26 protein-coding genes are annotated in these 25,328 nt (G+C 69.5%); 11 read left to right on the forward strand and 15 right to left on the reverse strand.

Annotated features, from left to right (window positions below; all coding sequences use genetic code 11):
• The first annotated feature begins 55 nt into the window (after positions 1-55).
• Positions 56-1,417 (forward strand): MFS transporter, encoded by a 1,362-nt coding sequence (locus QE449_RS17025; protein ID WP_307109218.1) that lies wholly within the window; start codon positions 56-58, stop codon positions 1,415-1,417.
• On the opposite strand, the gene QE449_RS17030 is transcribed toward QE449_RS17025, so the two are convergent.
• The gene (locus tag QE449_RS17030; protein WP_307109219.1) at positions 1,414-2,055 is read right to left on the reverse strand and encodes a GntR family transcriptional regulator; all 642 of its coding nucleotides are present in this window, start codon (positions 2,053-2,055) and stop codon (positions 1,414-1,416) included. The genes QE449_RS17025 and QE449_RS17030 overlap by 4 nt on opposite strands.
• A 59-nt stretch (positions 2,056-2,114) precedes the next feature.
• Here QE449_RS17030 and QE449_RS17035 point away from each other — a divergent pair, with 59 nt between their 5' ends.
• Positions 2,115-2,912: a carbon-nitrogen hydrolase family protein gene (locus QE449_RS17035; RefSeq protein WP_027504210.1), complete on the forward strand. Its 798-nt coding sequence runs from the start codon at positions 2,115-2,117 to the stop codon at positions 2,910-2,912.
• A 37-nt stretch (positions 2,913-2,949) separates the two neighbouring features.
• Here the strand turns inward: QE449_RS17035 and QE449_RS17040 are convergent, their stop codons facing one another.
• Genes QE449_RS17040 through QE449_RS17050 form a run of 3 tightly spaced genes read right to left on the reverse strand, consistent with a single transcriptional unit; the run spans position 2,950 to position 6,207 of the window.
• Entirely contained in the window at positions 2,950-4,257 is a 1,308-nt protein-coding gene (locus tag QE449_RS17040) for a citrate synthase (RefSeq protein WP_037183979.1), read from the reverse strand.
• Between the two features lie 52 nt (positions 4,258-4,309).
• Entirely contained in the window at positions 4,310-5,236 is a 927-nt protein-coding gene (locus QE449_RS17045) for a carbohydrate kinase (RefSeq protein WP_222627761.1), read from the reverse strand.
• Positions 5,233-6,207: an aldose 1-epimerase family protein gene (locus QE449_RS17050; protein WP_307109220.1), complete on the reverse strand. Its 975-nt coding sequence runs from the start codon at positions 6,205-6,207 to the stop codon at positions 5,233-5,235. The genes QE449_RS17045 and QE449_RS17050 overlap by 4 nt, the downstream gene beginning before the upstream one ends.
• Before the next feature lie 53 nt (positions 6,208-6,260).
• Between QE449_RS17050 and QE449_RS17055 the strand changes: the two genes are divergently transcribed.
• Positions 6,261-7,007, forward strand: coding sequence for a CPBP family intramembrane glutamic endopeptidase (locus QE449_RS17055; RefSeq protein WP_307109221.1), 747 nt, complete (start codon positions 6,261-6,263; stop codon positions 7,005-7,007).
• Here the strand turns inward: QE449_RS17055 and QE449_RS17060 are convergent.
• Entirely contained in the window at positions 6,994-7,692 is a 699-nt protein-coding gene (locus tag QE449_RS17060) for a TetR/AcrR family transcriptional regulator (RefSeq protein WP_307109222.1), read from the reverse strand. The genes QE449_RS17055 and QE449_RS17060 overlap by 14 nt on opposite strands.
• A 98-nt stretch (positions 7,693-7,790) precedes the next feature.
• On the opposite strand from QE449_RS17060, the gene QE449_RS17065 reads away from it, so the two are divergent.
• Positions 7,791-8,708 (forward strand): NAD-dependent epimerase/dehydratase family protein, encoded by a 918-nt coding sequence (locus tag QE449_RS17065; RefSeq protein WP_307109223.1) that lies wholly within the window; start codon positions 7,791-7,793, stop codon positions 8,706-8,708.
• Here QE449_RS17065 and QE449_RS17070 read toward each other — a convergent pair.
• Both QE449_RS17070 and pdxH read right to left on the reverse strand, forming a co-directional pair.
• Positions 8,699-9,961 (reverse strand): MFS transporter, encoded by a 1,263-nt coding sequence (locus tag QE449_RS17070; RefSeq protein ID WP_307109224.1) that lies wholly within the window; start codon positions 9,959-9,961, stop codon positions 8,699-8,701. The two genes, QE449_RS17065 and QE449_RS17070, sit on opposite strands and share 10 nt — an antisense overlap.
• Entirely contained in the window at positions 9,958-10,569 is a 612-nt protein-coding gene (gene pdxH / locus QE449_RS17075; RefSeq protein ID WP_307109748.1) for a pyridoxamine 5'-phosphate oxidase, read from the reverse strand. Before pdxH ends, QE449_RS17070 begins: the two co-directional genes overlap by 4 nt.
• Before the next feature lie 143 nt (positions 10,570-10,712).
• On the opposite strand from pdxH, the gene QE449_RS17080 reads away from it, so the two are divergent.
• Positions 10,713-11,834, forward strand: coding sequence for a citrate synthase 2 (locus QE449_RS17080; protein WP_027504219.1), 1,122 nt, complete (start codon positions 10,713-10,715; stop codon positions 11,832-11,834).
• A gap of 88 nt (positions 11,835-11,922) precedes the next feature.
• On the opposite strand, the gene QE449_RS17085 is transcribed toward QE449_RS17080, so the two are convergent.
• Entirely contained in the window at positions 11,923-12,951 is a 1,029-nt protein-coding gene (locus QE449_RS17085) for a hypothetical protein (RefSeq protein WP_307109225.1), read from the reverse strand.
• A 103-nt stretch (positions 12,952-13,054) separates the two neighbouring features.
• Between QE449_RS17085 and serC the strand changes: the two genes are divergently transcribed.
• The 3 genes from serC to QE449_RS17100 all read left to right on the forward strand — a co-directional run bounded on the left by serC (position 13,055) and on the right by QE449_RS17100 (position 15,969).
• Positions 13,055-14,176 carry a phosphoserine transaminase gene (serC, locus tag QE449_RS17090; protein ID WP_307109226.1) on the forward strand — a complete coding sequence of 374 codons (1,122 nt, stop codon included), beginning with the start codon at positions 13,055-13,057 and terminating at the stop codon, positions 14,174-14,176.
• A 127-nt stretch (positions 14,177-14,303) separates the two neighbouring features.
• Positions 14,304-15,170 carry a septation protein SepH gene (gene sepH / locus QE449_RS17095; RefSeq protein WP_307109227.1) on the forward strand — a complete coding sequence of 289 codons (867 nt, stop codon included), beginning with the start codon at positions 14,304-14,306 and terminating at the stop codon, positions 15,168-15,170.
• An 82-nt stretch (positions 15,171-15,252) separates the two neighbouring features.
• Positions 15,253-15,969, forward strand: coding sequence for a hypothetical protein (locus tag QE449_RS17100; RefSeq protein ID WP_056446855.1), 717 nt, complete (start codon positions 15,253-15,255; stop codon positions 15,967-15,969).
• On the opposite strand, the gene QE449_RS17105 is transcribed toward QE449_RS17100, so the two are convergent.
• Positions 15,966-16,241, reverse strand: a complete 276-nt coding sequence (locus QE449_RS17105) for a DUF2537 domain-containing protein (RefSeq protein ID WP_222627779.1) — start codon at positions 16,239-16,241, stop codon at positions 15,966-15,968. The genes QE449_RS17100 and QE449_RS17105 overlap by 4 nt on opposite strands.
• On the reverse strand, positions 16,238-17,041 hold the full coding sequence (locus QE449_RS17110) for an RNA methyltransferase (RefSeq protein WP_307109228.1): 804 nt from the start codon (positions 17,039-17,041) through the stop codon (positions 16,238-16,240). Before QE449_RS17110 ends, QE449_RS17105 begins: the two co-directional genes overlap by 4 nt.
• 62 nt (positions 17,042-17,103) lie before the next feature.
• On the opposite strand from QE449_RS17110, the gene QE449_RS17115 reads away from it, so the two are divergent.
• The gene (locus QE449_RS17115; RefSeq protein ID WP_222640915.1) at positions 17,104-18,318 is read left to right on the forward strand and encodes a GNAT family N-acetyltransferase; all 1,215 of its coding nucleotides are present in this window, start codon (positions 17,104-17,106) and stop codon (positions 18,316-18,318) included.
• Here the strand turns inward: QE449_RS17115 and QE449_RS17120 are convergent.
• The 3 genes from QE449_RS17120 to QE449_RS17130 all read right to left on the reverse strand — a co-directional run bounded on the left by QE449_RS17120 (position 18,315) and on the right by QE449_RS17130 (position 21,606).
• The gene (locus QE449_RS17120) at positions 18,315-19,556 is read right to left on the reverse strand and encodes an MFS transporter (protein ID WP_051613067.1); all 1,242 of its coding nucleotides are present in this window, start codon (positions 19,554-19,556) and stop codon (positions 18,315-18,317) included. The two genes, QE449_RS17115 and QE449_RS17120, sit on opposite strands and share 4 nt — an antisense overlap.
• Positions 19,557-19,660: 104 nt before the next feature.
• The gene (locus QE449_RS17125; RefSeq protein ID WP_056447507.1) at positions 19,661-20,089 is read right to left on the reverse strand and encodes a MarR family winged helix-turn-helix transcriptional regulator; all 429 of its coding nucleotides are present in this window, start codon (positions 20,087-20,089) and stop codon (positions 19,661-19,663) included.
• 62 nt (positions 20,090-20,151) lie between these two features.
• Positions 20,152-21,606 carry an NCS2 family permease gene (locus QE449_RS17130; protein ID WP_027504226.1) on the reverse strand — a complete coding sequence of 485 codons (1,455 nt, stop codon included), beginning with the start codon at positions 21,604-21,606 and terminating at the stop codon, positions 20,152-20,154.
• Between the two features lie 52 nt (positions 21,607-21,658).
• On the opposite strand from QE449_RS17130, the gene QE449_RS17135 reads away from it, so the two are divergent.
• Positions 21,659-21,922 carry a DUF2530 domain-containing protein gene (locus tag QE449_RS17135; RefSeq protein ID WP_051612979.1) on the forward strand — a complete coding sequence of 88 codons (264 nt, stop codon included), beginning with the start codon at positions 21,659-21,661 and terminating at the stop codon, positions 21,920-21,922.
• A 139-nt stretch (positions 21,923-22,061) separates the two neighbouring features.
• On the forward strand, positions 22,062-22,196 hold the full coding sequence (locus QE449_RS17140; protein WP_261769702.1) for a hypothetical protein: 135 nt from the start codon (positions 22,062-22,064) through the stop codon (positions 22,194-22,196).
• On the opposite strand, the gene QE449_RS17145 is transcribed toward QE449_RS17140, so the two are convergent.
• Positions 22,174-22,725 carry a phosphatase PAP2 family protein gene (locus QE449_RS17145; RefSeq protein WP_027504228.1) on the reverse strand — a complete coding sequence of 184 codons (552 nt, stop codon included), beginning with the start codon at positions 22,723-22,725 and terminating at the stop codon, positions 22,174-22,176. The genes QE449_RS17140 and QE449_RS17145 overlap by 23 nt on opposite strands.
• The gene (locus QE449_RS17150; protein WP_307109229.1) at positions 22,722-25,313 is read right to left on the reverse strand and encodes a sacsin N-terminal ATP-binding-like domain-containing protein; all 2,592 of its coding nucleotides are present in this window, start codon (positions 25,311-25,313) and stop codon (positions 22,722-22,724) included. Before QE449_RS17150 ends, QE449_RS17145 begins: the two co-directional genes overlap by 4 nt.
• Positions 25,314-25,328: the final 15 nt, after the last annotated feature.

Consider the following 25,328-nt stretch of genomic DNA (forward strand, 5'->3'; position numbering starts at 1 on the left):
GCATACGTTTTGTATACAGCAAGTATATGAACCACGACACCCGAAAGGACATCCCATGGACGGCACGACACCCGACGGCCGAGGGGCGGTGCGTCCCGACCGGACTGCGCTGACCAAGGCTTTCGCTGCCAGCCTGACCGGTACGGCACTGGAGTGGTACGACTTCGCCGTCTACTCCGCGTCGGCCGCACTGATCTTCCCCATCATCTTCTTCCCGGAGAGCGACCCGTTGACGGGAACGCTGCTCGCGTTCTCGACCTACGCCGTGGGGTACGTCGCGCGACCCATCGGCGGATTCGTCTTCGGCCGCCTCGGCGACGTCATCGGACGCAAACAGCTGCTCGTCATCACGTTGTTGCTCATCGGCGTCACGACGTTCCTCATCGGACTGCTGCCGGGCTACGCGACCATCGGCGTCGCGGCGCCGATCATCCTGGTGGCGTTGCGGTTCGCGCAGGGCGTCGCCGTCGGCGGCGAGTGGGGCGGTGCCGTCCTGCTCTCGAGTGAGTACGGCAATCCGCGCAAGCGTGGATTCTGGTCGTCCGCGGCGCAGATCGGCCCGCCCGCCGGCAACCTGATGGCCAACGGCGCTCTCGCGGCCCTGACCTTCGCCCTCACCGAGGAGCAGTTCGAGTCGTGGGGCTGGCGCGTGGCATTCCTGCTGTCGGCCGTTCTGGTCGGCTTCGGACTGTGGATCCGCCTGAAGCTCGAGGACACCCCGGTGTTCAAGGCGCTGCAGGAGAGCGGCGACCGACCCGCGGCACCGATCACCGAGGTCTTCCGCGAGCAGCGCCGCCCCCTGGTCGCCGCGATCCTCTCGCGCATCGCGCCCGACGTCATCTACGCCCTCTTTACCGTCTTCTCCATCACCTACGGCGTGCAGAAGTTCGGCTTCGTGCGCAGCGAGGTGCTCACAGCCATCCTCATCGGCTCGGCGTTCCAGCTGGCCACCATTCCACTGGCGGGCGCACTGTCCGACATCGTGAACCGGCGACTGCTCTACGCCGTCGCCGCCGTGGGCGGCGTCGTGTGGGTGGCCGTCTTCTTCCTCCTCATCGGCGGCAGCTCGTTCGGCATGCTCGTCCTGGGCGTCGTCGTCGGACTGACGTTCCACTCGTTCATGTACGGGCCGCAGGCCGCGTTCGTGACGGAGCAGTTCTCGCTGCGCCTGCGCTCCACCGGTGCCTCGCTGGCGTACACGATCGCCGGCGTCTTCGGCGGCGCGATCGCTCCGCTCATGTTCACGTTCCTGCTCGACCGCACCGGCAGCTGGGTGCCCGTCTTCGTCTACATCATGGCGATGGGTGTGCTCACCGTCCTCGGCCTCGCACTCGGCCGTGGTCCCGATCCCGCGGAGGAGGAGAGCTACGTCGCGCAGAACCTCGGCGCCGAGCAGCTCTCAGCGCGGGAGAGCTAGCCGCGCAGCAGGATTCGCATGGTGACGTCCAGGTGTGCATCGATCTGCGCGGACGCCGCGGCCAGATCCCCCGAGGCCAACGCGTCGACGATCGCGCGATGCTCGGTGCACACCTGGCGCTTGCGGTCGGGAGCGCCGAACAGCGCGGACAACCCGGCACGCAACTGCCGCGCCCGCAGCCCGGCGTACGTCCGGGACAGCATCTCGCTGCCTGCGGAGTCGATCAGTTCCTGGTGGAACGTCCCGTCGAGGTCGATGAAGGTTCGGGCGTGATCCTCGGCGGCACCGGCGGCCAGAGCCTCCTGCGACTCCAGAGTGGCCGTCATCGCCGCGATGGGTACGTTCCCGGCGTCGATCGCCTTCTCCGCGGCGTGCCGTTCGAGCACGCCGCGCAGGTCCATCAGTTCACCGATCTGGCGCCCGGACATCGGCGGCACGTACGCGCCCCGGCCGCGCACCATCTCGATGAGACCCTCGGACACCAACAGCAGCAACGCTTCTCGGACCGGGGTGCGCGACACCCCGATCTGCGACGCCAGCTCGCCCTCGTTCAGGAACGTGCCCGTGAACGCCGGTTCGGACAGCACGCGGTCGCGGAGATAGACATAGGCACGCTCGCGACCGGACTGTTCTTGCATACTGTGTGTATACCAGTCACGACCCTCGACACCCCGCACGCCGACGTCAGGAGCACCGCATGAGAATCAGCCTCGCCCAGATCACCGCGTCCCGCGATCCGAACGAGAACCTCGACCTGGTGCGCTCGTCCGTCCGTGACGCCGTGGACGCGGGCGCCCGGCTGTGCGTCCTTCCCGAGGCAACGATGCGCCGATTCGGCGGATCGATCGCCGACGTCGCCGAGCCGCTCGACGGCCCCTGGGCCACCGCGGTGCGCGAGATCGCCGACGACGCGGGCATCACCGTCGCGGCCGGCATGTTCACCCCGGCCGTCGGCGGTGACGAGCGGGTGCGCAACACCCTGCTGATCACCGGCGGGGGCGTCGAGGCGTCGTACGACAAGATCCACCTGTTCGACGCGTTCGGTTTCGCCGAGTCCGACACCGTCGCACCGGGAACCGAGCCGGTGGTCGTCGACATCGACGGCGTGGGTGTCGGCTTCGCGACGTGCTACGACATTCGCTTCCCCGGCCTCTTCCAGACCCTCGCGGACCGCGGCGCCCTGCTCACCGTCGTCGCCGCGTCGTGGGGCCGCGGCCCCGGCAAGGTGGATCAGTGGACACTGCTCGCCCGCGCCCGCGCACTGGACTCGACGACGTTCCTCGCGGCCTGCGGGCAGGCGGACCCCGCCGAGTCGGGTATCGAGATCTCCGGCTCGGCACCCGTGGGCGTCGGCAACTCGATGGTGGTGTCCCCCACCGGCCACGTGCTCGACCAGCTCGGCGCGGCGCCCGGTCTGCTCACGCTCGACATCGACCCGAACGAGATCGACGCGGTGCGCCAGAACTTGCCGGTGTTGGCCAACCGGAAGTTCTGACGCACCGCGTCGGGGGTGTCGCGAGGGGCAGGGCCGATCAGCGGCCGTCGATGCCCTCGTAGCCGCGCTCGGTGTAGCCCGTGTAGATCTGACGGGGGCGGCCGATCTTGGCGTTCGGGTCCTGGTGCATCTCCTGCCAGTGCGCGATCCACCCGGGCAGGCGGCCGAGCGCGAACAGCACCGTGAACATGCGCTCGGGGAAGCCCATGGCGCGGTAGATGAGACCCGTGTAGAAGTCGACGTTCGGGTACAGCTTGCGCTCGACGAAGTAGTCGTCGGACAGGGCGACCTCTTCGAGCTTCATCGCGATGTCGAGCAGCTCGTCGTTGGTGCCGAGCTTCTCGAGGATCGAGTGCGCCGTCTTGCGCACGATGGCCGCGCGCGGGTCGTAGTTCTTGTAGACACGGTGTCCGAAGCCCATGAGCTTGACACCGTCCTCCTTGTTCTTGACCCGCTTCAAGAAGTCGGCGCTGTCGCCGCCCTCACTCTGGATGCGGTAGAGCATCTCGAGGACGGCCTGGTTGGCGCCGCCGTGCAGCGGACCCCACAGTGCGTTGATACCGCCGGAGATGGACGTGAAGAGGTTGGCGTCGGACGAGCCGACCAGGCGCACCGTCGACGTCGAGCAGTTCTGCTCGTGATCGGCGTGCAGGATGAGCAGCATGTCGAGCGCCTTGACCATCTCGGGATCGGCCTCGTAGGGCTCGGCCGGGAAACCGAAGGTCATGCGCAGGAAGTTCTCGACGTAGCTCTTCGAGTTGTCCGGGTACAGGAACGGCTGGCCCACCGACTTCTTGTACGCGTACGCGGCGATGGTCGGCAGCTTGGCCAGCAGACGGATCGTCGAGAGCTCGACCTGCTCGGGATCGTTCGGGTCGAGCGAGTCCTGGTAGTACGCGGACAGCGCGTTGACCGCGGACGAGACGACGGGCATCGGGTGCGCGTTGCGCGGGAAGCCGTCGAAGAAGCGCTTGAGGTCCTCGTGCAGCAGGGTGTGCCGACGGATGCGGTCGGTGAAGTTCTCCAACTCGACGGTGGTGGGCAGCTCCCCGTAGATCAGCAGGTAGCTGACCTCGAGGAACGACGACTTCTCGGCGAGCTGGTCGATCGGGTATCCGCGGTAGCGCAGGATGCCCTCGGCACCGTCGATGTACGTGATGGCGGACTTGGTGGAGGCCGTGTTGACGAACCCACCGTCCAGCGTCGTGTACCCGGTGTTCGCGAGCAGTTTGCCCAGCTCGATACCGTCGTTGCCTTCGGTCGCTCTCGCAATGGTCATCTCGTGTTCGCCGCCGGGATAGATCAGCTTGGCGGTGGCGGCGTTGTCGGCATTCTCAGCGGGCACGAAGGGTCCCTCTCGAGCTCGGTGTAACGGAACTTGTGGTGTCTCGATAAAACTAGTCGTCGCCGACCTCGTCCGCCCAGGGAGGGTCCGCCCCCGGTCGTGACACGGTGATGGCGGCTGCCTTCGCGGCGAACGTGAGAGCCGCCGTCCAGGCCTGTGAATCGAGTCGCAGAAGGTCCGCCGACGAGCGCACGCCGTGCTCCGTCAGGTGGTGGAGCATCGCCCCGTGGACGGTGTCGCCCGCACCGATGGTGTCCGCGACCTGCACCGACACACCGGGGACGACTGTCTCGCCGGCCGTGGTGACCACCGACAGTCCGTCCCCGCCGCGCGTGACGACGACGGCCGTCACGCCCGCGTCCAACCAGTCTCGGACGGTGGTGCCCTGCGGCCCCTCCCCCAGCCATCCCGCGTCCTCGACCGACACCTTGAGGATGTCGATCGACGGAAGCCAGGTACGGAACCGGGCGCGGTAACCGTCGCCGTCCGTCATCGCGGCCGGGCGGATGTTCGGATCGAGCATCGTCAGGACCCCGGCGTCGTGCACCCTCGCGAGCAGCGCCGCGTACACGCTCGCGCCCGGCTCGTAGAGCAGCGACAGCGTGCCGAACGACGCCGCGGTCACCGACTCGGGGATGGTCGCGGGCGCCTCGACGAGTCGGTCCGCGGTGCCGTCGGCATAGAACGAGTACTCGGCGGCGCCGTGCGCGTCGAGCACGGTCAGGGCGAGCGTGGTCAGCTCCGGCCCACGCTGCAGCAGGTCGAGTCCCACCTTCGACGCCTCCAGCCACGCCACCAGGTCGCGGCCGAACGGGTCGCGGGAGATGCGGGAGAGGAACTGCACGTCCGCACCGAGGCGGCCGAGCGCGACGGCGACGTTGAACGGGCCGCCGCCCAGCTTCGGCGTCAACGCGGGACCACCGCCCCGGCGATCCGGCACCAGATCGACCAGCGCCTCGCCGCACACGAGGATCGTCACGAGGCGCTCCCGTCGTCCGCCCGGATGCCCCAGCTCCCGGTCCAGGTCTCCCCCGGCTCCAGCACGATCAGCCCCACCCCTGAGTTCAGCGCGTCCGGTGGGCACGTCATCGGTTCGATCGCCAGGGCGCGGCCGCGGTCCGGGTAGGCCTGATCGTGCGCCGGATCCGCCGTGAACACCTGCACCCACGGGAAATTCGCGTCGGTCCACAGCACGGTGGCCGCGCTGTCCGGCGGCGTCAGGTACTGCCGTGCGATGCCGTCCGCGTCCGGGACGAGGGCACTGAACGGGGTGTCGAGCCAGACTCCGGCGAGGCTCCGCGCCGCAGCGAAGTCGAGGTCCGTGTCCTGCACGGGCACGGGGCCGCCGCTGGGCAGGTTCCGCTCGCCGTCGAGCGGGAGACGCACACCCGCCGAGAGTCGGAGCGTGCACTCGTCCAGGGGCGCATCGCCTGCGCGGACGAACGAGTGGACGCCCATGCCGAACGGCGCCGTGCGATCCCCGACGTTCGTCGCCGTGTGGGTCACGGTCAGACCGTCGTCACCGAGGCTGTGCCGAGCTGTCAGCCGCAGCGCGAAGGGCCATCCCTGCTCGCCACCGATGTCGATGGTGTGGGTGATCGACGAGTCGGACCGCTCCGCGACGTCCCATTCCCGTCGACGGACGAGTCCGTGACTCGCATTGTTCCGGGCCGGTTCGGTGATCTCGAGCTCATGTGTCTCACCGTCGAACGTGAACCGGCCGTCGCGCGTGCGGTTGGGCCACGGTGCGAGAACAAGCCCCGCCGACAACGGGGGTTTGACGGCCACCCGATCCCGACCGGCCTCCGGCCTGCCCGCGTCCCACGTCTCGGTGAGCCGCCGGCCGGCATGCTCGAGGGCTCGCAGTCCCGCACCGGTGGCGGCGACGTCGGCTCTGTACGCACCGTGGCGCAGCGGATGGGACAGGGCGGATGGCGCGTCGTCGACCATGGCAGCACGCTACCGCCCTGATGTGACGCGCCGTTCTCTGTACGGTGGATCGGGTGTCCACAGTCGTCGTCGCCACCGAACCGGTGACATCCCGCCGTTGGTTCGACAGGACCCTCGTCGACATCGTCGTGGTCGTCGCCGCCCTCGTGGTCTTCAACCTGACCGCGCACTTCGCGCCCACTCCCATCGCGGTCGCCGCGGTGCCGGTCGGCGCCCTGCTGCTGCTCGCCTTCGCTCGTGCGCGCGGTGTCCAGTGGAGCGACCTCGGGCTGAGCAACATCGGGCGCGGAGCCCGTCACGGCGCCGCTGCGGCCGGACTCACGCTGGTGGTGGTGGCCATCGCTGCCTCGATCCCCCTCACCCAGAGCGCCTTCCTCAACGAGCGGTACGGAGTCAACGTCGGCGCCACGCTGTTCGCGGCCCTCGTCATCATCCCGCTCCAGACCGTCATTCCCGAGGAGCTCGCGTTCCGCGGCGTCCTGCACGCGAAGTTGTCGCGGCGCTTCGGCATTCGCGCGGTCGCCGTCATCGGCTCGCTGCTCTTCGGCCTGTGGCACGTGGCGTCGTCACTCGGCCTGACAGTGGGCAACGACGGGTTCTCCGCCGTGCTGGGAACCGGACTGTTCGGCCAGATCATCGGGGTGTGCGGCGCGGTCGCCGGGACCACCGTCGCCGGCTTCGTCTTCACCTGGCTGCGCCATCGCGGCGGGAGCATCCTCGCTCCCATCGGTCTGCACTGGGCACTCAACGGCGCCGGCGCGTTGGCCGCACTCGCGGTGTGGCACGTCACCTTCCACTGAGGTCGAGCGTCGCGGCGAGATTCCGCACGATGTCGGCGTAGAACGCGCCGGTGTCTTCGGTGACGCCGACCAGATGGCCGAAACGCTCGAACGACACCGCGCCGAAGACCGTGATCCACGCCGACAACGTGCGGGCCACCAGGTCGGTCGTCATCACGCCGCCGACGTCCTCACCGGTGGCCTGGCGATAGTGCCCCACGACGAAGTCGCGCGCCGGTGAATAGATGTCGTGCTCGATACGGACCGGCGGTGAGGACCGATGCGCATCGACGACGATGCTCACCACCACGAGAGTCGGGCGCGTGGCCGGACCGACGGTCGTCTGCGGCGCTCGATAGCCGGGCACGGGCGAGCCGTACAGCAGCGCGTACTCGTGCGGGTGCGCCGCGGCCCACGATCGCAGTGCGTCACACACCGCGACCCAGCGGTCGACAGGCTTCCCACCCTGCGGATCCGCATCCTCGAGGGCCGCACCCAGCTCGTCGTAGCACTGCACGATCAGTGCCGTGAGCAGCTCGTCCCGACTCGCCACGTAGCGATAGACGGCCGAGGACACCATGCCGATCTCCCGCGCCACGGCGCGCAGGGACAGTGCCGCGGGTCCGATGTCGGCGAGCTGGGTCCGAGCTGCGCCGAGGATCGCGGCCATCGTCTCCGTGCGGGCGGTCTCCCGAGGCGTGGGCATGCCTTCACAGTAACCGAGAGCACCGCTCTTGACTTTCGAGAGCGGTGCTCTCATAGTTGTGGCGAGAGCGGTGCTCTCCACTACGGAAGGTGTTTCCCATGTCCGATCGTCACGTCGTCGTCGGGGCCGGCCCCGTCGGTACCCACGTCGCCCGCCTGCTCGCCGACCGCGGCTCCGAGGTCGTTCTCGTCTCCCGTCGCGGCACCGCCGTCCCGGGTGTCACGGCCGCCGCCGCGGATGCTTCCGACGCCGACGCTCTCAGCGCGCTTACGGACGGTGCCGTCGCGCTGTACAACTGCGCCAACCCGGGCGACTACACGCAGTGGCATCAGGTGTGGCCCCCTCTGGCGCGGTCGCTGCGCACCGCTGCCGAACGGACAGGCGCCGTCCTGGCTGTCACGGGCACCCTCTACCCGTACGGGCCCGTCGCCGACGGTGTCATGCGCGATGGAATGCCCGACGCCGCCACCGACCACAAGGGAATGCTGCGGGCGCAGATGTGGCGCGACCTCGCCGACGCGCACCGCGCCGGAACCCTGCGGGCAGTCGAGGTACGCGGTTCGGACTACGTGGGAACGGGAGTGGGCGCGAACGGCCACGTCACGCGCCTCCTCCCTGCGGCACTCGACGGCAAGGCCGTGTGGGCGATCGATGCGGCCGACGTGCCGCACTCGTTCACCGACGTCCTCGACGAGGCGCGGGCACTGATCGCCGCCGTCGACACCCCCGAATCATGGGGTCAGGTGTGGCACGCGCCGACCAATCCCGCTGTGACACTGCGGCAGGCGATCACCGACACACTCGCGGCCGTGGGCAGACCCCCGGTGCCCGTACGCGTCGTACCCCGCGTGATCACGCGGGCGGCGGGTCTCGCCGTACCGATGCTGCGGGAGCTGAACCAGTTGTCCTACCAGCGCACCGCGCCCTACGTCCTCGACTCGACGCGGTCACAGCAGATGCTGGGCATCGAGCCCACTCCCTGGGCGGAGGTGTGCCGCCGCACCGCTCAGGTGTGAGCCGTGACGCGGTACTTGACGAAGGCCGGGATGGCGAGGGCCGCGATCATCACGCCGACGATGACCAGCACCCCGCCGCCCGCCGCCGCGGCCGCGGTACCCACCATGAAGGCGGCCGCGCCGTGCAGGACGTCGCCCACCCGCGGGCCGCCCGCGACCACCACGATGAAGACTCCCTGCAACCTGCCACGCATGTCGTCGGTGGCCACGGACTGCAGCATCGAACTCCGGAACGCGGCGGAGATCATGTCGGCGCCGCCGCCGATCGCCAGGAAGCCCAGCGCCAGGTACAGCGCCCACCCTCGCTGACCGACGGTCGCGAGCGCCACGGAGACGCCGAACCCGATCATCGCGCCGCCCCACACCACGATGCACGCGATCACCGCGACACCCTGACGCTGCACGCGCGGCAACCACCCCGAGAAGATTCCGCCCAGCACCGCGCCCGCCGACAGGGACGCGAACAGCAGACCGAGGACGAGTCCACCCTCGGCCGGGTCACCGAACGTCTCGGTGGCCACCTCGGGGAACAGGGCGCGCGGCATCCCGAACACCATCGCGATGATGTCGACGACGAACGAGGCGAGCAGCACCTTCTGCGTCGCCAGGTAGGCGAACCCCTGGAACACCTCGCGCAGACCCGCGCGTCGCGACTCCCCCGTCGGCGGAATCTTCGGCAGTCGCGCGACTGCCCACAGGGTCACCGACAGCGCAATGGTGTCGAGCAGGTACAGCGTCGGCAGCCCGAACGCCGGAATCAACGCACCGGCCAGCATCGGGCCCGCGATGGCACCGAAGTTGAACACCGTCATGTTGAGTGAGTTGGCAGCGGGCAACTGCCGCACCGGAATCAGGCGCGGGATGATGGCGCTGCGCGTGGGTTGGTTCACCGCGAAGAAGCCCTGCTGCACGCCGAGCAACACCAGCACGATCCACACGTTGTTCAGCCCCAGGTGCGCCTGCAGCCACAGCATGAACGACGTCGCGCCGATCCCCACCGTGGTGATCATCAGCAGGGTGCGCCGGTCCATCACGTCGGCCAACGCCCCGCCCCACAGCCCGAACACGACCAGCGGAATCAACGCGAACGCACCCGCGAGTCCTACGTACGCCGAGCTCGACGTGATCTGGAAGATCTGTTGCGGCACAGCGACGACCGAGAGCTGGGCACCGATGACCGTGACGACGCCCGACGCCCACAGGCGTCGATAATCGGGGTTCTGGAGAGGAGTGGTGTCGGCGAGGAGTCTCACGGTTGCAGACGCTCGACGCCGGACGCCGTGACCACCAGCCTGTTGTGCAGACGGTTGTTCCGGCCCTGCCAGAACTCCACGGACTCGGGCGCGATGCGGAGGCCGCCCCAGTTCGGAGGCACCGGCACATCCTGGTTCTCGAACCTGTCGGTCACGTCGGCGAGGTGCCGTTCCAGGACCTGACGCGATCCGATGGGGCTCGACTGCTGCGACGCCCACGCACCGAGCTGCGACCCCCGCGGCCGGGTGGACCAGTACGCGGCCGTCTCGTCGGCACTCACCCGCGTGACCGGTCCGCGCACCGTGAGCTGGCGCTGGATGCCGATCCACGGGAACGTCGCCGATGCGAAGGGCGTCGACTCGAGATGGCGGGCCTTCGCGGATCCGTAGTTCGTGTAGAAGACGACGCCCGACTCCGACAACTCCTTGCACAGCACCGTGCGCGTCGCCGGTCGGCCGTCCGCGTCCACCGTCGCGAGGGTGATGGCATTCGGCTCCGGCAGACGCGCGTCGATCGCCTGCTGCAACCACACACGGGCGAGCGCGAGCCAGCCGTCGGCGAGGTCGCTCTCCTCGAGATCGTCGTCCCCGCCATACGCCACCCGCATATCCGCCAGGTCGATGTTCTCGCTCACCGCGCAGACGCTACTCCCGGAGTACGGTGCGGCCCGCGCTACCCACTAGGGTGCGGTGAGGTGCAGGTCCACGCACTAAAGCGGGGTCCGCGGACACAGGAGAACGAGGGATCTTCATGGCCCAGGAAACAGTGGTACCGGAGGGCTTCGTCGCCGGACTCGAGGGCGTCGTCGCCTTCACCACCGACATCGCCGAACCCGACAAGGACGGCGGCGCACTGCGCTACCGCGGCGTCGACATCGAGGACCTCGTCGGCAAGGGCGTCACCTTCGGCAACGTGTGGGCACTGCTCGTCGACGGACGCTTCGGCCCCGGACTGCCGCCCGCCGAACCCTTCCCCCTCCCCATCCACACCGGCGACGTCCGCGTCGACGTCCAAGCCGGACTCGCGATGCTCGCACCGATCTGGGGGTACGAGCCGCTCCTCGACATCGACGACGACACCGCCCGCGAACACCTCGCCCGCGCCTCCGTCATGGCGCTGTCCTACGTCGCCCAGTCCGCGCGCGGCATCTACCAGCCGGCCGTGCCGCAGACGCGAATCGACCAGTGCTCCACCGTCACAGAACGATTCATGACTCGGTGGAAGGGCGACCCCGATCCCGCCCACACCGAGGCCATCGACGCCTACTGGGTCTCCGCCGCCGAGCACGGCATGAACGCCTCCACCTTCACCGCCCGCGTCATCGCCTCCACCGGAGCCGACGTCGCCGCCGCCCTCTCCGGAGCCATCGGCGCCATGTCCGGACCGCTCCACGGCGGCGCCCCCGCCCGCGTGCTCCCCATGATCGAGGAGGTCGAGAAGTCCGACGACGCACGGGCACTGGTCAAGGGCATCCTCGACCGCAAAGAGAAGCTCATGGGCTTCGGGCACCGCGTCTACCGCGCCGAGGACCCCCGCGCCCGCGTCCTCCGCGCCACCGCGCAGCGCCTGAACGCACCCCGCTTCGAGGTCGCCGCCGCCCTCGAACAGGCCGCACTCGCCGAACTGCGCGAACGCCGCCCCGACCGCGCCATCGAGACCAACGTCGAATTCTGGGCCGCCGTCATCCTCGACTTCGCCGAAGTACCCGCGCACATGATGCCCGCCATGTTCACCTGCGGCCGCACCGCCGGCTGGTGCGCCCACATCCTCGAACAGAAACGCCTCGGCAAGCTCGTGCGCCCCGCCGCCATCTACACCGGTCCCGCACCGCGCTCCCCCGAGAGCGTCGAGGGGTGGGGCACCATCGCGTGAGGTAGGTGGGGTGCCCAGGTTTCCGCCACGCGCACCGATTCGTGTGGCGCACCCCCCATCGGGAGTGCGCCACGCGAACGGCGGTGCATCAACGACGACGAGTACACGGCGTGGGCATCGTCGCCGCAATGTCGAAGGCCCGGCGCAGCCGACGCCCGACGACGTCAGGCGTCGCCAGCTCGGACCACACCCAGCGCACCACCATCCACCCGTACGAGCGGAACTCGTCTTCCCGTCGCTTCTCGGCGAAAGCGACCCGACTCGGACTGCTGCCCTTCGGCACCAGGGACGAGTACTTCACGAAACCGTCGAATTCCCCGATCACTCCCTGCCGGTCGAACAGGAAGTCCGGACGTCCGATGAGTCGACCCGCGGGATCGAGCACCGAGATCTGCAACTCCGGAGAAGGCATGCCGAGGGCTCTCAGCATCACCCGACTCCTGGATTCGCCGACACTCTCGCTCCGTGGGTCGAGGAAGTCGACGACCCGGCGCGCGGAGGTCCCACCACGGGCAGGAGCCGAGTCCAGGCACGCTCGGATCGCCTCGATACTCGTCGACCCCGAGTTCAGCGCGGAGTCCCCCACACAGACCGCCGCCTCGAAGTCGAGAGTGCGGCTGAGGTCGGCGATGGTTCGAGCGGCGCTCGTCACCTGGAGACCGTCGACAGACACCACGTCGTCGGCTGGGAGCGACGCGACGTGCACATGCCTCCGCGTGGTGATCCTGCCGCCCGCCGCACGATCGACCGTCACGTGCACCAGCGTCAGATCGGGCTCCCACAGGGAGAACCCGTGCACGAGAGCAGCCGACTGGTGGCTGACGACACCGGCCGACACCGAGGCCGCACGAACACTGTGCAGATGGCGGACGTCGGCAGACGAGCCCTCGAGAACTGAGCGCGCGACGTACACGCCCGGGCGCACTGTGGCCAGGACGCCGCGTGCAACAGCACGCCGAATCTGGTTGTCGGTCATTCCGCACGCGAGCAACCGGGCACGCGTCCACGTCTCCTCGCCGAAGTTCACCCGTCGAGCGTGACCGGTGAACCCCACACGGTCCACGACCACGTCGGGCCCGGGGACGGCGCTCCACAGTTCGCGTGATGCTCTTGACATCGGGGGTGCACGTGACCGAACGGGGTGCACGACCCCTGTCACGGCTGCACTACCCTGATCTCGCCGGTACCGCCCACACCGAAACTAAGGACGCGAACCCCGTATGGCCGAGAACCTGACCATTCCTTCCGACCTCAAGCCCGGCGACGGACGCTTCGGGTGCGGTCCGTCGAAGGTCCGGCCCGAGCAGCTCCAGTCCCTGGTGGACGTGGGCGCGTCGGTGTTCGGCACCAGCCACCGCCAGAAGCCGGTGAAGGACGTGGTGGGTCGGGTGCGCGACGGTCTGCGCGAGCTGTTCTCGATCCCCGAGGGCTACGAGGTCGTGCTGGGCAACGGCGGCACCACCGCATTCTGGGACGCAGCGGCGTTCGGCCTGATCAAGGAGAAGTCGCTGCACCTCACCAACGGTGAGTTCAGCTCGAAGTTCGCCTCGGTGGCCAAGGCCAACCCGTTCATCGGTGACCCGATCGTCGTCTCCGCGGAGCCGGGCAGTGCTCCGGAGCCCACGTCGGATCCGTCGGTCGACCTGATCGGGTGGGCTCACAACGAGACCTCGACCGGTGTCGCCATTCCCGTGTCGCGCCCGGCGGGCTCGGAAGACGCCCTCATCGCGATCGATGCGACCTCCGGCGCCGGCGGCCTGCCCGTGAACGTGGCCGATTCGGATGTCTACTACTTCGCTCCCCAGAAGAACTTCGCTGCGGACGGTGGCCTCTGGGTCGCGCTGATGAGCCCCGCGGCACTGGCCCGCGTCGACGAGATCGCGGCGAGCAAGCGCTGGGTCCCCGACTTCCTGTCGCTGCCCATCGCCATCGACAACAGCACCAAGAACCAGACGTACAACACCCCCGCGGTGGCGACGCTGCTCCTGTTCGCCGACCAGATCGAGTGGCTGAACGGCAAGGGCGGCCTGGACTGGGCGACGTCACGGACCGCCGACTCCTCGTCGCGGCTGTACGACTGGGCGGAGCGCTCCGAGTACACGACGCCGTTCGTCGTCGACCCGAAGCATCGCTCGCAGGTGGTCGGCACCATCGACTTCGACGAGAAGGTCGACGCTGCAGCCGTCGCGAAGACGTTGCGCGCCAACGGCATCGTCGACACGGAGCCCTATCGCAAGCTCGGCCGCAACCAGCTGCGCGTCGGCATGTTCCCGGCCGTCGAGCCCGACGACGTCACCGCCCTGACCGCCTGCATCGATCACGTGGTCGAACACCTGGCGTGAGAGCGTGCGTGTCCCCCCGACTGCTGCACTGTGGTGCATTACAGTCGGGGGAGGCACCGAACCCGACCCCGTGCTCGGACAGCGAGCAGCCGAGGGGCAGGGGCCGTCGCGACGCAAAGGAGTGATCGTGCGAGAGATCCACGTGATCGGCCTGGCGTCGGACGGCAAGCACATCGTCTGTGCCGATTCCTCCGGTGAGAAGTTCCGTCTGCCGGCCGACGAGAAGTTGCGTGCCGCCGCCCGTGGTGACGCCGCGCGACTCGGACAGATCGAGATCGAGATGGATTCTCTGATGCGACCGCGCGAGATCCAGGCGCGCATCCGGTCCGGCGCCTCCATCGAGCAGGTGGCCAAGGAGTCGGGTATGCCGGCGAGCAAGGTGGAGCGCTACGCGCACCCCGTTCTACTGGAACGCTCCCGCGCTGCCGAACTCGCCCAGCTGGGCCACCCCCTGCGTGCCGACGGACCCGCCGTGCTCACCCTCGTGGAGATCGTGGGACTCGCGTTCCGCGGCCGCGGGCATTCGATGGACCAGGCCGAGTGGGACGCGTGGCGCGACGAGGACAATCACTGGATCGCTCAGCTGACGTGGCCCGCGGGACGCACCACCAACACCGCGCACTGGCGTTTCCAGCCGGATGCCCACGGCGGCAGTGTCACGCCCCTCGACGACGCGGCGTCCGAGCTGATCGACCCCGACTTCGGCCGCCAGCTCCGAGGGCTGGCCCCCGTCGTCGCCGCCGAGGAGGACTCGCCGTCGCAGCAGACCCTCGACGACTACTACGGGGTCGACGCGGACTCGGACTCGGACACGGAGACCACGGCTGAGCAGGCCGAACCCCCGGAGACACCCGCAGCCGAGCCCGAGCCCGAGCCCGAACCGACGCAACCCAAGCCGGCGCCGGGCCATGCGAACGCGAAGGACAAACGGGGAAAGCCCGCCATGCCGTCGTGGGAGGATGTCTTGCTGGGAGTGCGCAGCAACGGCCGCTGAGCCGAGCAGTGTTCACGGCAGAGCGATCTTCACGGCCGAGAAAGTGACCGTCTGAGACCGGACGACGACAAGGGGGCGCCCGGTGGGGCTGGGAACAGCAGCGTTGTGGTTCGTCGACGCACCTGATCCGATCGCGGTACTGCGGTCCGGAGTGCAGTCCGACACCGATGCGGCCGCGGCCGTCGCACGGAAGCTCCACCCCGGTCTCGAGCCCACCCTCGTCGGCATGGCTCCCCTGACGGCGTTCGCCGTGGCGTCGGAGCCGAATCGCGTGCTGGTCGGCTGCTACCCGGGCATCACCGTCGTCTGCGCGTCCGAGCCCGCCGCGGTGCGCCCGTCGACTCTCGAGGAGTCGTGGACGTCGTTGCTGCCGTCCACGCACACCTTTCTCGTCGCCTCCGAACGCGAGCACGCGTGGGGCGCCTTCGCGCAATGGGACTCAGGCACCCTGAAGCGCTCGTTCAGCGCCGGCCCCACCTACATCCACGAGGACGAGGGTCTTCCCTTCCCGTGGGAACGGCCCTTCTGGTCGGGCGACCATCCGCTGCAGTTCGACGGCGAGAAGTTTCCCGATCCCCAGGCGCTGCCGTTCCACCCCCAGGAGTTCGCCGACGCGGCGAGCGCCCACTGGCTCGGCGTCCGCATGATCGGCGGTGCCCGCGACGGGGACACCGACCCCGGGTCGGTGCTGTTGTGCGACTTCGCGATGCGCGATCCGGCGGCGACCCCTCCGCCCGAACCGCCGCGACCGGAGACTCCGGAGCCGCAGCGCAAGCGCGGCCTGTTCCGGCGCCGCTAGACCGACGCGTCGACGGCGAACGCCAGCACACCCACGGCCGCGCCGGCGGCGATGCCCGGAACGACGAAGCGCCACACCGGATCTGCACGCCGGCGGGCGACCGACGGCGCGGCGCCGCCCACCATCACGGCCATCACCAGGACAGCGAAGAGGCTGCTGACCCGGAGCAGGGTGAGGCCCAGCGAGATCACCGCGGCGGCGGTGACGAGTGCCGCGGCGACGGCACACGCAATTCCCGGGCCCCACGGTGTCGGTTCGTCCGGATCCCTCATCCCGTGCGCACCCGCTCGTAGAACGCCATGGCGGCCGCGGTGGCGACGTTGAGCGAGTCGGTGCCCGGTGCCATCGGGATCCGCGCCCGGACGTCGGTGGCGCGCATCGCGTGTTCGGTGAGTCCGGGCCCCTCGGCGCCGAGCAGGAGCGCGACCTTCTCCCCCGTCATCGCCTCGGCCAGCGGAACGGCGGTGGGATTCGGAGTCAGCGAGACGAGCTGGAACCCGTTGTCGCGCAGCACGGACAGCCCGCGCGGCCAGTCGGGGACCGTGGCGAACGGCACGCGCAGCACGTGGCCCATCGAGACACGCACCGACCGTCGGTACAGCGGGTCGGCGCAGGCGCCGCCGAAGAGGACGGCGTCGGCACCGAGGCCGGCGGCATTGCGGAACATGGAGCCGAGGTTCTCGTGGTCGTTGACGCCTTCGAGAATCGCCACGGTCCGCGCGTCGGCGACGACGTCCGCGAGGTCCAGCGGTGCGGGGCGCCGGGCGGCCGCGAGCACACCGCGGTTGAGGTGGAACCCGACGGCCTCCGCCATGACGTCCGCCGTGGTGCGGTAGAACGGCACGTCGACGTCCACGAGATCGTCCGCGAGCTCACCGAGCCGCCGCTCGACGCCCAGCAGCGAGAGGGGCTCGAAACGTGACGCGACGAGGCGCCGGACCACCAGAACACCCTCCGCGATCACCAGCCCCTTGCCCTCGGGCAGGTCGGGGCGGCGGTCCGAGGAGTTGAGGTCCCGGAAGTCGTCGAGGCGAGGATCGGCTGGGTCGGTGATGTCGACGACGTGTACCACGGACCCATCTTCTCAGGACGTGTTCCGGCGGTGCATCGGCGCGGCCGATAAGGTCGTCTGCGATGACTACCGACGACACGATCACCATCCGTACCGCCACCGAGGACGACTGGGACGCCATCGCGCTCCTCGACGCCCACGCTTTCGGTGAGCACCAGAACAGCGAGGACATGGAGGAGACCAAGATCCTCACGGCCTCGTCCGAGATCTTCCTGGCGTGCGACGGTGACCTGCCGGTCGGTGTCACGATGCACTTCCCGATGGACGTCACCGTCCCCGGTGGCCGCACCCTGCCCGCGACGGGGGTGTCGTGGGTGTCGGTCGCTCCCACGCATCGCCGACGCGGCATCCTGCGCCGGATGTTCACCGCGCAGCACGAGCGCTTCGAGGAGGCGGGCAAGCCCCTGTCGGTGCTCACGGCGAGCGAGGCGACCATCTACGAGCGGTTCGGGTACGGCGCCGCCACGCAGGGTGTCAACTACACCATCGACCGGCGCTTCACCGCGTTCCGCAAGGATCTGCCGCCGCCCCGGGGCGCCCGTCTGGTGACGTCCGCGGAGGCTCGTGAACTGCTGCCGGAGATCTACGGACGGTGGCAGCGACAGACCGCCGGCGCCCAGCCGATGCCCCAGACCCGGTGGCATCGCTTCTTCGCCGATCGCAAGAACTCCCGCGGTGGTTTCTCCAAGCTCTTCTTCATCGTCCACCCCGACGGATACATCGCGTTCCGCCGCGGCTACCGCGTCGGGACAGCGGGGGCGCAGGAGGCGCGCATCGTCGACATCATCGCCGCGACGGACGAGGCACGCTCCGATCTCTGGCAGGTGATGTGCGGCATCGATCTCGTGGAGACGATCGAGGTGACGCTTCCCGTCGGGGATCCGCTGCTGACACTGCTGACCGATCGCCGTGTCCCGCAGGTCACCGGCGTCAAGGACGGCCTGTGGGTGCGGTTGATGGACGTCCCGGCGGCGCTGTCGGCGCGCACGTACGCCATCGACACCGATCTCGTGATCGGCGTGGAGGATCCGTTCCTGCACGCCGGCGGCGCCTATCGCTTCGTCACCCGCGACGGGCACGCCGAGGTCACCCGCAGTGACGACGACCCCGACGTGACGGTGTCCTCGTCCGTCCTCGGCAGCCTCTACCTCGGCGCGCACCGCGCTCGCCAGTTCGCGGCCGCCGGCCGAGTGGCGTCGACGTCGGAGAAGGCGTTGCACGAGTTCGATCTGGCTTTCGGCACCCCGAGCCAGCCCCAGATCGGCTGGTTCTTCTAGGCGGGTCGGGGTTCGTCGACCCCGACGTCGGGCATCGCGATGTCGGCGACATGGGTGCGGCGCACGACCAGCGCCGCGCCCAGGCCCGCGATCAGGGAGACGATCCCGCCGAGCACCAGCGGTGCGCGAGGATCGACGACGTCGGCCACCCAGCCGAGCAACGGGCTGCCCAGCGGGGTTCCGCCGAGGAAGCACAGCATGTAGATGCCCATGACCCGGCCGCGCATGTCCGACGGGACCGACGCCTGCAGGATGTTCATCGCGATGGTGCTGAACGTGAGTTGGACTGCGCCGGCCGGGATCAGCATGACTGCGACGGCCCAGAACGCGGGCATCACTCCGGCCAGAGTCTCGAAGATGCCGAACACCACCGCGGACAGCACGAAGAGACGGATCCCGGGGGTGCCGCGTCTCCGGGCGGCGAGAGTCGCGCCGATCAAGGTGCCCACCGCGAGCACCGTGGACAGGAATCCGTACGCGTCCGCACCCTTGTCGAAGGTGTTGCGCGCGATCACCGACAGGCTCAGCGGGAAGTTGATGCCGAACGTCGACACGACGAACACGGTCGCCAGGAGCACGCAGAGATCCGGCCGCCCCGCGACGTAGCGGAATCCCTCCCGCACCTGCCCTTTCCGACGCGGTGCACGCTCGACGGTGAACAGTTCGGCGGGCCGCATGGCGGCGAGGGCGCCGAACACCGCGGCGAACGAGGCTGCGTTGACGAGAAAGACCCAGCCGGTGCCGACCAGCGTGATGCCCACGCCGGCGATCGCGGGGCCGACGATGCGGGCGAGGTTGAACGTCATCGAGTTGAGGCCGATGGCGTTGGGAAGCCGTGCGGGACCGACCATCTCGATGGTGAACGACTGCCGGACGGGCGCGTCGATCGCCGACGAACAGCCGAGGAGCAGCGCCAGGACGTAGACGTGCCACAGCGCCACGACACCGCCGACGTCGAGCAGCCCGAGAACGAGCCCGAACACGGCGGCAGCGGCCTGAGTGGCCATGAGGAGACGTCTCTTGTCGTACCGATCCGCGAGCACCCCGCCCCACACGGACAGCACCAGCGTGGGACCGAACTGCAGTGCCATGACGATGCCGACGGCGAGCCCGTTGCCCCCGGACAGTTCGAGAACCAGCCAGTCCTGGGCGATGCGCTGCATCCAGGTGCCGATGAGCGAGACGATCTGACCCGACGCCCACAGTCTGTAGTTGCGCGAGTGCAACGCGTCGAACAGAGAGGGCCGGGCCGCGGACCCGTCCGTCCGCCGATGAAGTAGTTGCACGAAGTACCAATCTACTCCGGTGGCGGAGACCTCGGCCCGAGGTCAGGCGGGGAGCGTCACTCCGACTCGTTGACGATGGCCGACATGATGTCGACCGCGGTACGCATCGCCACGAGCTGGTCCGCGTCGAGCCCGCGCAACTGTTCGGTCAACCACGCCTCGCGGGCGTTGACCTCGTCCTCGATGACCTGACGGCCCGCGTCGGACAGCGACACGATGATCTGACGGCCGTCGGTGGGGTGGGGCATCCGGTCCACGTACCCGAGATCGCCCAGGGACGCGACGACGCGCGTCATGGACGGCGGCTGTACGCGCTCGCGCGCTGCCAGGGTGCCCGGAGTCATCGCGCCTTCGCGTGCGAGGGTCGCGAGAGCGGAGAGCTGCGTGAGCGTCACCTGGCTGGTGCGGCGGCCTCGCAGGTGCCGCGTCATACGGACGACAGCGAGGGAGAGGTCGCCGGCCAACGCACGCAGTTCCTGAGGCATCGCCACAGGATACGGCACGTGCGGGTGCTGAACGACCCGCGCGAGCAGCGGATCTGCGCCGACTACGTGAGCGCGTCCGTGATGGGCCCGAGGGCGAAGTACGCGACGAAGAGCAGGGCCACGATGCCGAGAAGTGGGTGGACGCTGCGGATCTTGCCGCGACCGACGGCGAGGACGACCCAGGTGATGAATCCGACGCCGATGCCGTTCGCGATGGAGTAGGTGAACGGCATGACCACGATGGTGAGGAACGCGGGCAGCGCCACATGGAATTTGGTGAAGTCGATGTCGGCGACCTGCCCGATCATCAACGCCCCCACCACGACGAGGGCCGGTGCGGCCGCCTCGATGGGGACCACCGAGTACAGCGGTGTCAGGAACATCGCGGCGAGGAACAGCACGCCCGTCACCACGTTGGCGAGGCCGGTGCGCGCACCCTCGGCGATTCCCGACGCCGACTCGACGAAGACCGTGTTCGACGACGCCGAGCCCGCGCCGCCCGCGACCGCGCCGACACCCTCGACGACGAGCGCCTTGCCGACGCCCGGCAGCGTGCCGTCCTTGCTCGCGAGCCCGGCCTCCTTGCCGAGCCCGGTCATGGTGCCCATGGCGTCGAAGAAGTTGGCCAGCACCAGCGTGAACACCAGCAGGCTGGCCGCCAGGACGCCGATGCGGGTGAAGGCGCCGAACAGATCGACGTTGCCCACGAGTGACAGGTCGGGGAGGTCGACGACGACGTCGGGCAGCGCCGGCACGCTGAGGTTCCAGCCCTTCGGGTTCACTCCCGCGGAGGCACCGGTGTCGGTGATCGCCTCGATGATCGCGGCCACCACGGTGGTGACGACGATCCCGATCAGCAACCCGCCCCGCACCTTTCGCGCCACGAGGATGCCCATGAGAAGCAGACCGAAGACGAAGGTCACCGTCGGCCACGACGCGATGGACCCGTCGATGCCCAGGCCGACCGGAACGGTGGTGCCGGCGATGTCCGGCACACGACGCACGAAGCCTGCGTCGACGAGACCGATGAGCGCGATGAAGGCGCCGATGCCCGCCGCGATGGCGGCCTTGAGTTCGCTGGGGATGGCCTCGAACACGGCGGTGCGGAATCCGGTGAGCGCCAACACCACGATGATGATGCCGTCGATGACGACCAGCCCCATGGCCTCGGCCCAGGTGACCTGCGGGGCGATGGTGACGGCGAGCAGCGTGTTGATGCCGAGTCCCGCCGCGATGGCGAACGGGTAATTGGCGATGACACCGAAGAGAATGCTCATGACGCCGGCCACGAGCGCCGTGACGGCGGCGACCTGGGGCACCGGGAGGATGTCGCCCAGCACGTCGGTCTTGGCCGCCGCGTCGTCGGGCGAGAAGCTGCCGAGGATCAGCGGATTCAGCACCACGATGTAGGCCATGGCGACGAACGTGACGACGCCTCCCCGCACCTCGGCGGACATGGTCGATCCGCGATCGGTGATCTTGAAGTACGAGTCGAGGAGAGACGTCGCGCGAGACATGAAGTGGAGACTAGGCCATGACCCGGCGAGGGGCGCGGGTAGCGTCGGCGCCGTGCGCCCCACCCCCGCCACCCCGCCCGGACTGCCACCGCGCGTGACCGATCCCGCTCCGGTGCTCGCTGCCGGGACGCTACTGTTCCTCGTCGCCGCCGTCCTGTGCTCGGTGGTCGACTCCTTCTCGGGCGCAGTCGCGGTCTGCTGGACGGGAACCGCTCTGGGCGCGTTGGGGTTCGGACTGTTCGCACTGCAACGCCGAGCTGCTCGCCGCGGCCGACGCACGGCCCAGAAGGGGCTCGTGCACCCGCCCGAGGTGTGACCCGGGCGACAGGTTCCGGGCGCGAAAACCCCCTCTGACGTGCTGGAACTCACCCTCCTCGAGGTTGAGTAACACGGACGTAACGTGGAGAATCGATTATGTCAGTTCAGCTACTCGAGCAACGTCCGGAGAGATAGAAGTGAAGTACGTCGAAAGTTTCCTCAACCGCCGCCGCCACGTTCGGGCACTGCGTGATCTCTACGCACGCGCGAACAACGTGGGCAGCCCCGCGATGCGTGACGAGCTTCTCGTCATCGCCCAGCGCGACCGCTGAGTCGCGACACCACCGCGATACCCGCGACACCGACCAGGGCCCCCAGGAGCCAGCCGACGACGACGTCGCTGAGCCAGTGCGCCCCGAGGTAGACGCGGGAGAACCCGATGAGCAGCGTTGCCGCCGTGACCACGGCGGCCGCTGCTCTCGTTCGTTTCCGGGCACTGTCGAACGCGCCGAGCGCGACCAGCAGCGTGATCACCGCCGCCGCGAAGGTCGCCGACACCATGGCGTGACCGGACGGGAACGAGTAGGTCGAGATGTCGACGAGGCGCTCGGGCACCGGCGGCCGGGTCCGGCGGATCGCGTACTTGAGAGCGTTCATGACGAGCCATCCGGTGAACACCGTGGCCACGAGGCCCGGCCCGAGATGGCGGTGCCCCCGGCGCACCAGGATCAGCGCGACCACCACCGTCACGAGTGCGACGCCCGCGGTGTTGCCCACCGTGGTGATCACGGTCATGGCGTCCGTCAGGGCCGCGCTCCGGTGATCCACCATCCAGTCGAGGACATCACGGTCCGCGCTCACGGCAGCACCGTCCGTGACACGTGCGTCTCGCCGTCGTCGGTGACCCAGAAGGGCACCGCTCGCTCCACTCGCACGGTGCCGCGACACCGCACCACCAGGTCGTCGTGCAGGACGACGACGTCCGGGACCGGCCACGACGAGATCGCGCGTGCGGCCGCGAGGGCGGGATGGGTGTCCACCGTCGCCCGCTCCCCCACCGACACGATCTCGACGCTCAGCGCCGTCGACGCCGTCTCCACGTCGAGGAGATCCGCGAGGGTGTCGGCGGACGCCGTCGACCCGAGCACGACTCGGTCGGCGGGTAGCAGGGCGATCCACCGCGGGTGATCGAGGACGACCACCGCGGCGGGATCGGCCACGCTGCCGGCGAGAGTGCGTACCGCCACGGGCGGATCGATGTCGCGTAGATCCACCCGCCCGGCGTCCACCGCCTCGGCGAGGAGCGTGTGGACCCGGATCGCCACCGCGGGAGACACCACACGATCGGGATCGGCCGCCGCGGCGAGCAGATCGGCCGCCGTGTCGGCGTCGTCGATCGCGGGACCCGCCAGCGCCGCGGCGAACTCGGCGGCGCGGGGATGGTCGACGGGGTCCAGCAGTCCACGCAGGGAGTCGTCGCCGGGCAGACGGAGCAACCCCAGCGGTGTCTCGTTCACCCGCGCGTGACGACGCAGCCACCAGGCGGTGTAGCCGGTCCGGTCCCGCACCGCCGCGGCCGTCACCGGATCGTCGACGATCTGGGTGAGCGCGTCCGCCCAGCGCGCCTCGTCCACCAGATCGAGATCACGCACGGCGACCAGGGTGCCGGGCTCACCGGAGAGACTGTCCCACCACGCCTCCTCGTCGTCGAGATCGTGATCGGGACCCGCGGGGGTCTCGTCCACCACGACGCCGAAGCCGTGACCCACGCCCACCACCCGCAGGGCGTCCGCGCCGTACCGGTCGACGACGGACCGATCCACCACGCCGAACGGGCTGTCCCGCTGCAACACTCGCCGTAACAGCGAGTCCGGCAACAGCAGTTCGTCCGCCGCCCGCATCTCGCCGTCCGACGAGAGCAACGGCAACGACCCGACGGAGCCGATCCTCGTCTCGCCGCCGACGGCTACCGCGAGGGTCAGCACGTCGTGCACCAGTTCCTCCGGCACGTCGTCCGGATCCTCGAGCATCGCTGCCAACGCGGGGTCGGCGAGCAGGTCGGCCGGGCGAGCGGTCCGCGCTCCCGCGCGGCGGAGCAACGGATGGGCGGCGTCCGGGTGCACCACACGAGCCCACCCGACCGAGCCGAGACGGTCGCCGTCCACCAGCACCACCGCGCGGGGACCTGTGACGGTGCGGCCGTCCGTCAGCGGAACCGGCAGCGCCGCACACTCGTCGACGTCCGCCGAGTCGTGCACGATGTCGGTCAGTGCGTCGTACAGGCGGTGCCACCAGATCGGCGGTCGCGACACCCCCGACAGGCTCTCGACGATGCCCGCGAGCCCGAGCCGACCCACACCGACCGCCGCCAGAGCCGTCGCCGACGCGCGATCCGATGCCTCGGGTGCCACCAGACCCGGCACGACGTCCACGAGGAGTTCGGCCAATTCGGCTGAGATCGAGTCCACCACCGCGGCATTCGCGGGCCGTACCGCCCGGCCCGCCGCCGTCGGGACCCACGCGGTCGACTCCAGGTCGCGGACGAGCGCCGCGCGGACCGCCTCGTCGACCTCGGACGCCGGCAGTCCCGGACGCGGTACCGCGGCGGCCCGATGAGACGCCGGCAGGTCGGCGACCAGTGCCGCGTATCCGGTCGCCACGACCGAGAGGTCGGCGCCCGGAAGGACCCGTCGACGGTCGGGCTGGAGGGGGACGTCCGCGATCAGGAGCAGCGGAATAGTCAGCACCTCATCGGATCTGGTGGGCGCACGCAGCACGTCCCGCGTCAGTGGCGCGGGCGAGTCCGGCGTGAGACCGTCGTCCTCGAGCGGCAGAAACCAGCGTGCGGCCGCCGCGTCGCCGCGCCACCATCGTCGGCCGCCGACCCGCACGTCCGTCCACGCTCCCGGGCCCGACGACACCTCACGCACGAGTTCGGTCCCGTCGACGGAGATCGACCGCAGCGCATCGAGTTCGAGCATCAGATCGATCGACTCACGGGCGGCCGCGGTCAGCACTTCGGCGACGTCCACGACGCCGTGCAGCACGACCTCGGTGTCCCAACCCGGGGTCGGCACGTCGTCCGACGCCCACGGCAACCGGAGGACGGGAACGCCCTGCTCCGGCTCACTGAGCCCACGCGCGGCGATCGCTCGGCGCGTCCTCGATCCGTCGAACACGATCGAGCCCGACGTGGATCGGATCTCGATACGCTCGGACACCGCACGGACGGCGGTGAACCCGACTCCGTATCGCCCGACGGACGTGGCGTGCTCGGAAGTCTTGTCGGACGCTCGCAGCGCGGACAGCGCCTGCACCCCGGTGATCGACAGCGGCACACCGACATTCGCGACGTACAGCGCGTCGCCGACGGACCACACCGCCAGGCGACCGGGAACGTCGGCGCGGGAGGCGGCGTCGGCGGCGTTCTGCGCCAGCTCCGTGATCACGCGATCGCGGTAGCC

Origin of the sequence: Rhodococcus sp. SORGH_AS_0303, from assembly GCF_030819335.1 — a bacterium.
In the GTDB taxonomy this organism is placed as follows: domain Bacteria; phylum Actinomycetota; class Actinomycetes; order Mycobacteriales; family Mycobacteriaceae; genus Rhodococcoides.

Coding starts and splice junctions, on each gene's coding strand:
- QE449_RS17085 (WP_307109225.1), bottom strand. CDS start 12,951: ATGTCAAGAGCATCACGCGAACTGTGGAGCGCCGTCCCCGGGCCCGAC.
- QE449_RS17105 (WP_222627779.1), bottom strand. CDS start 16,241: ATGAGGGATCCGGACGAACCGACACCGTGGGGCCCGGGAATTGCGTGT.
- QE449_RS17130 (WP_027504226.1), bottom strand. CDS start 21,606: ATGTCTCGCGCGACGTCTCTCCTCGACTCGTACTTCAAGATCACCGAT.
- QE449_RS17065 (WP_307109223.1), top strand. CDS start 7,791: ATGTCCGATCGTCACGTCGTCGTCGGGGCCGGCCCCGTCGGTACCCAC.
- pdxH (WP_307109748.1), bottom strand. CDS start 10,569: ATGCGGGTGGCGTATGGCGGGGACGACGATCTCGAGGAGAGCGACCTC.
- QE449_RS17115 (WP_222640915.1), top strand. CDS start 17,104: ATGACTACCGACGACACGATCACCATCCGTACCGCCACCGAGGACGAC.
- QE449_RS17035 (WP_027504210.1), top strand. CDS start 2,115: ATGAGAATCAGCCTCGCCCAGATCACCGCGTCCCGCGATCCGAACGAG.
- QE449_RS17125 (WP_056447507.1), bottom strand. CDS start 20,089: ATGCCTCAGGAACTGCGTGCGTTGGCCGGCGACCTCTCCCTCGCTGTC.
- QE449_RS17025 (WP_307109218.1), top strand. CDS start 56: ATGGACGGCACGACACCCGACGGCCGAGGGGCGGTGCGTCCCGACCGG.
- serC (WP_307109226.1), top strand. CDS start 13,055: ATGGCCGAGAACCTGACCATTCCTTCCGACCTCAAGCCCGGCGACGGA.
- QE449_RS17030 (WP_307109219.1), bottom strand. CDS start 2,055: ATGCAAGAACAGTCCGGTCGCGAGCGTGCCTATGTCTATCTCCGCGAC.
- QE449_RS17050 (WP_307109220.1), bottom strand. CDS start 6,207: ATGGTCGACGACGCGCCATCCGCCCTGTCCCATCCGCTGCGCCACGGT.
- QE449_RS17060 (WP_307109222.1), bottom strand. CDS start 7,692: ATGCCCACGCCTCGGGAGACCGCCCGCACGGAGACGATGGCCGCGATC.
- QE449_RS17080 (WP_027504219.1), top strand. CDS start 10,713: ATGGCCCAGGAAACAGTGGTACCGGAGGGCTTCGTCGCCGGACTCGAG.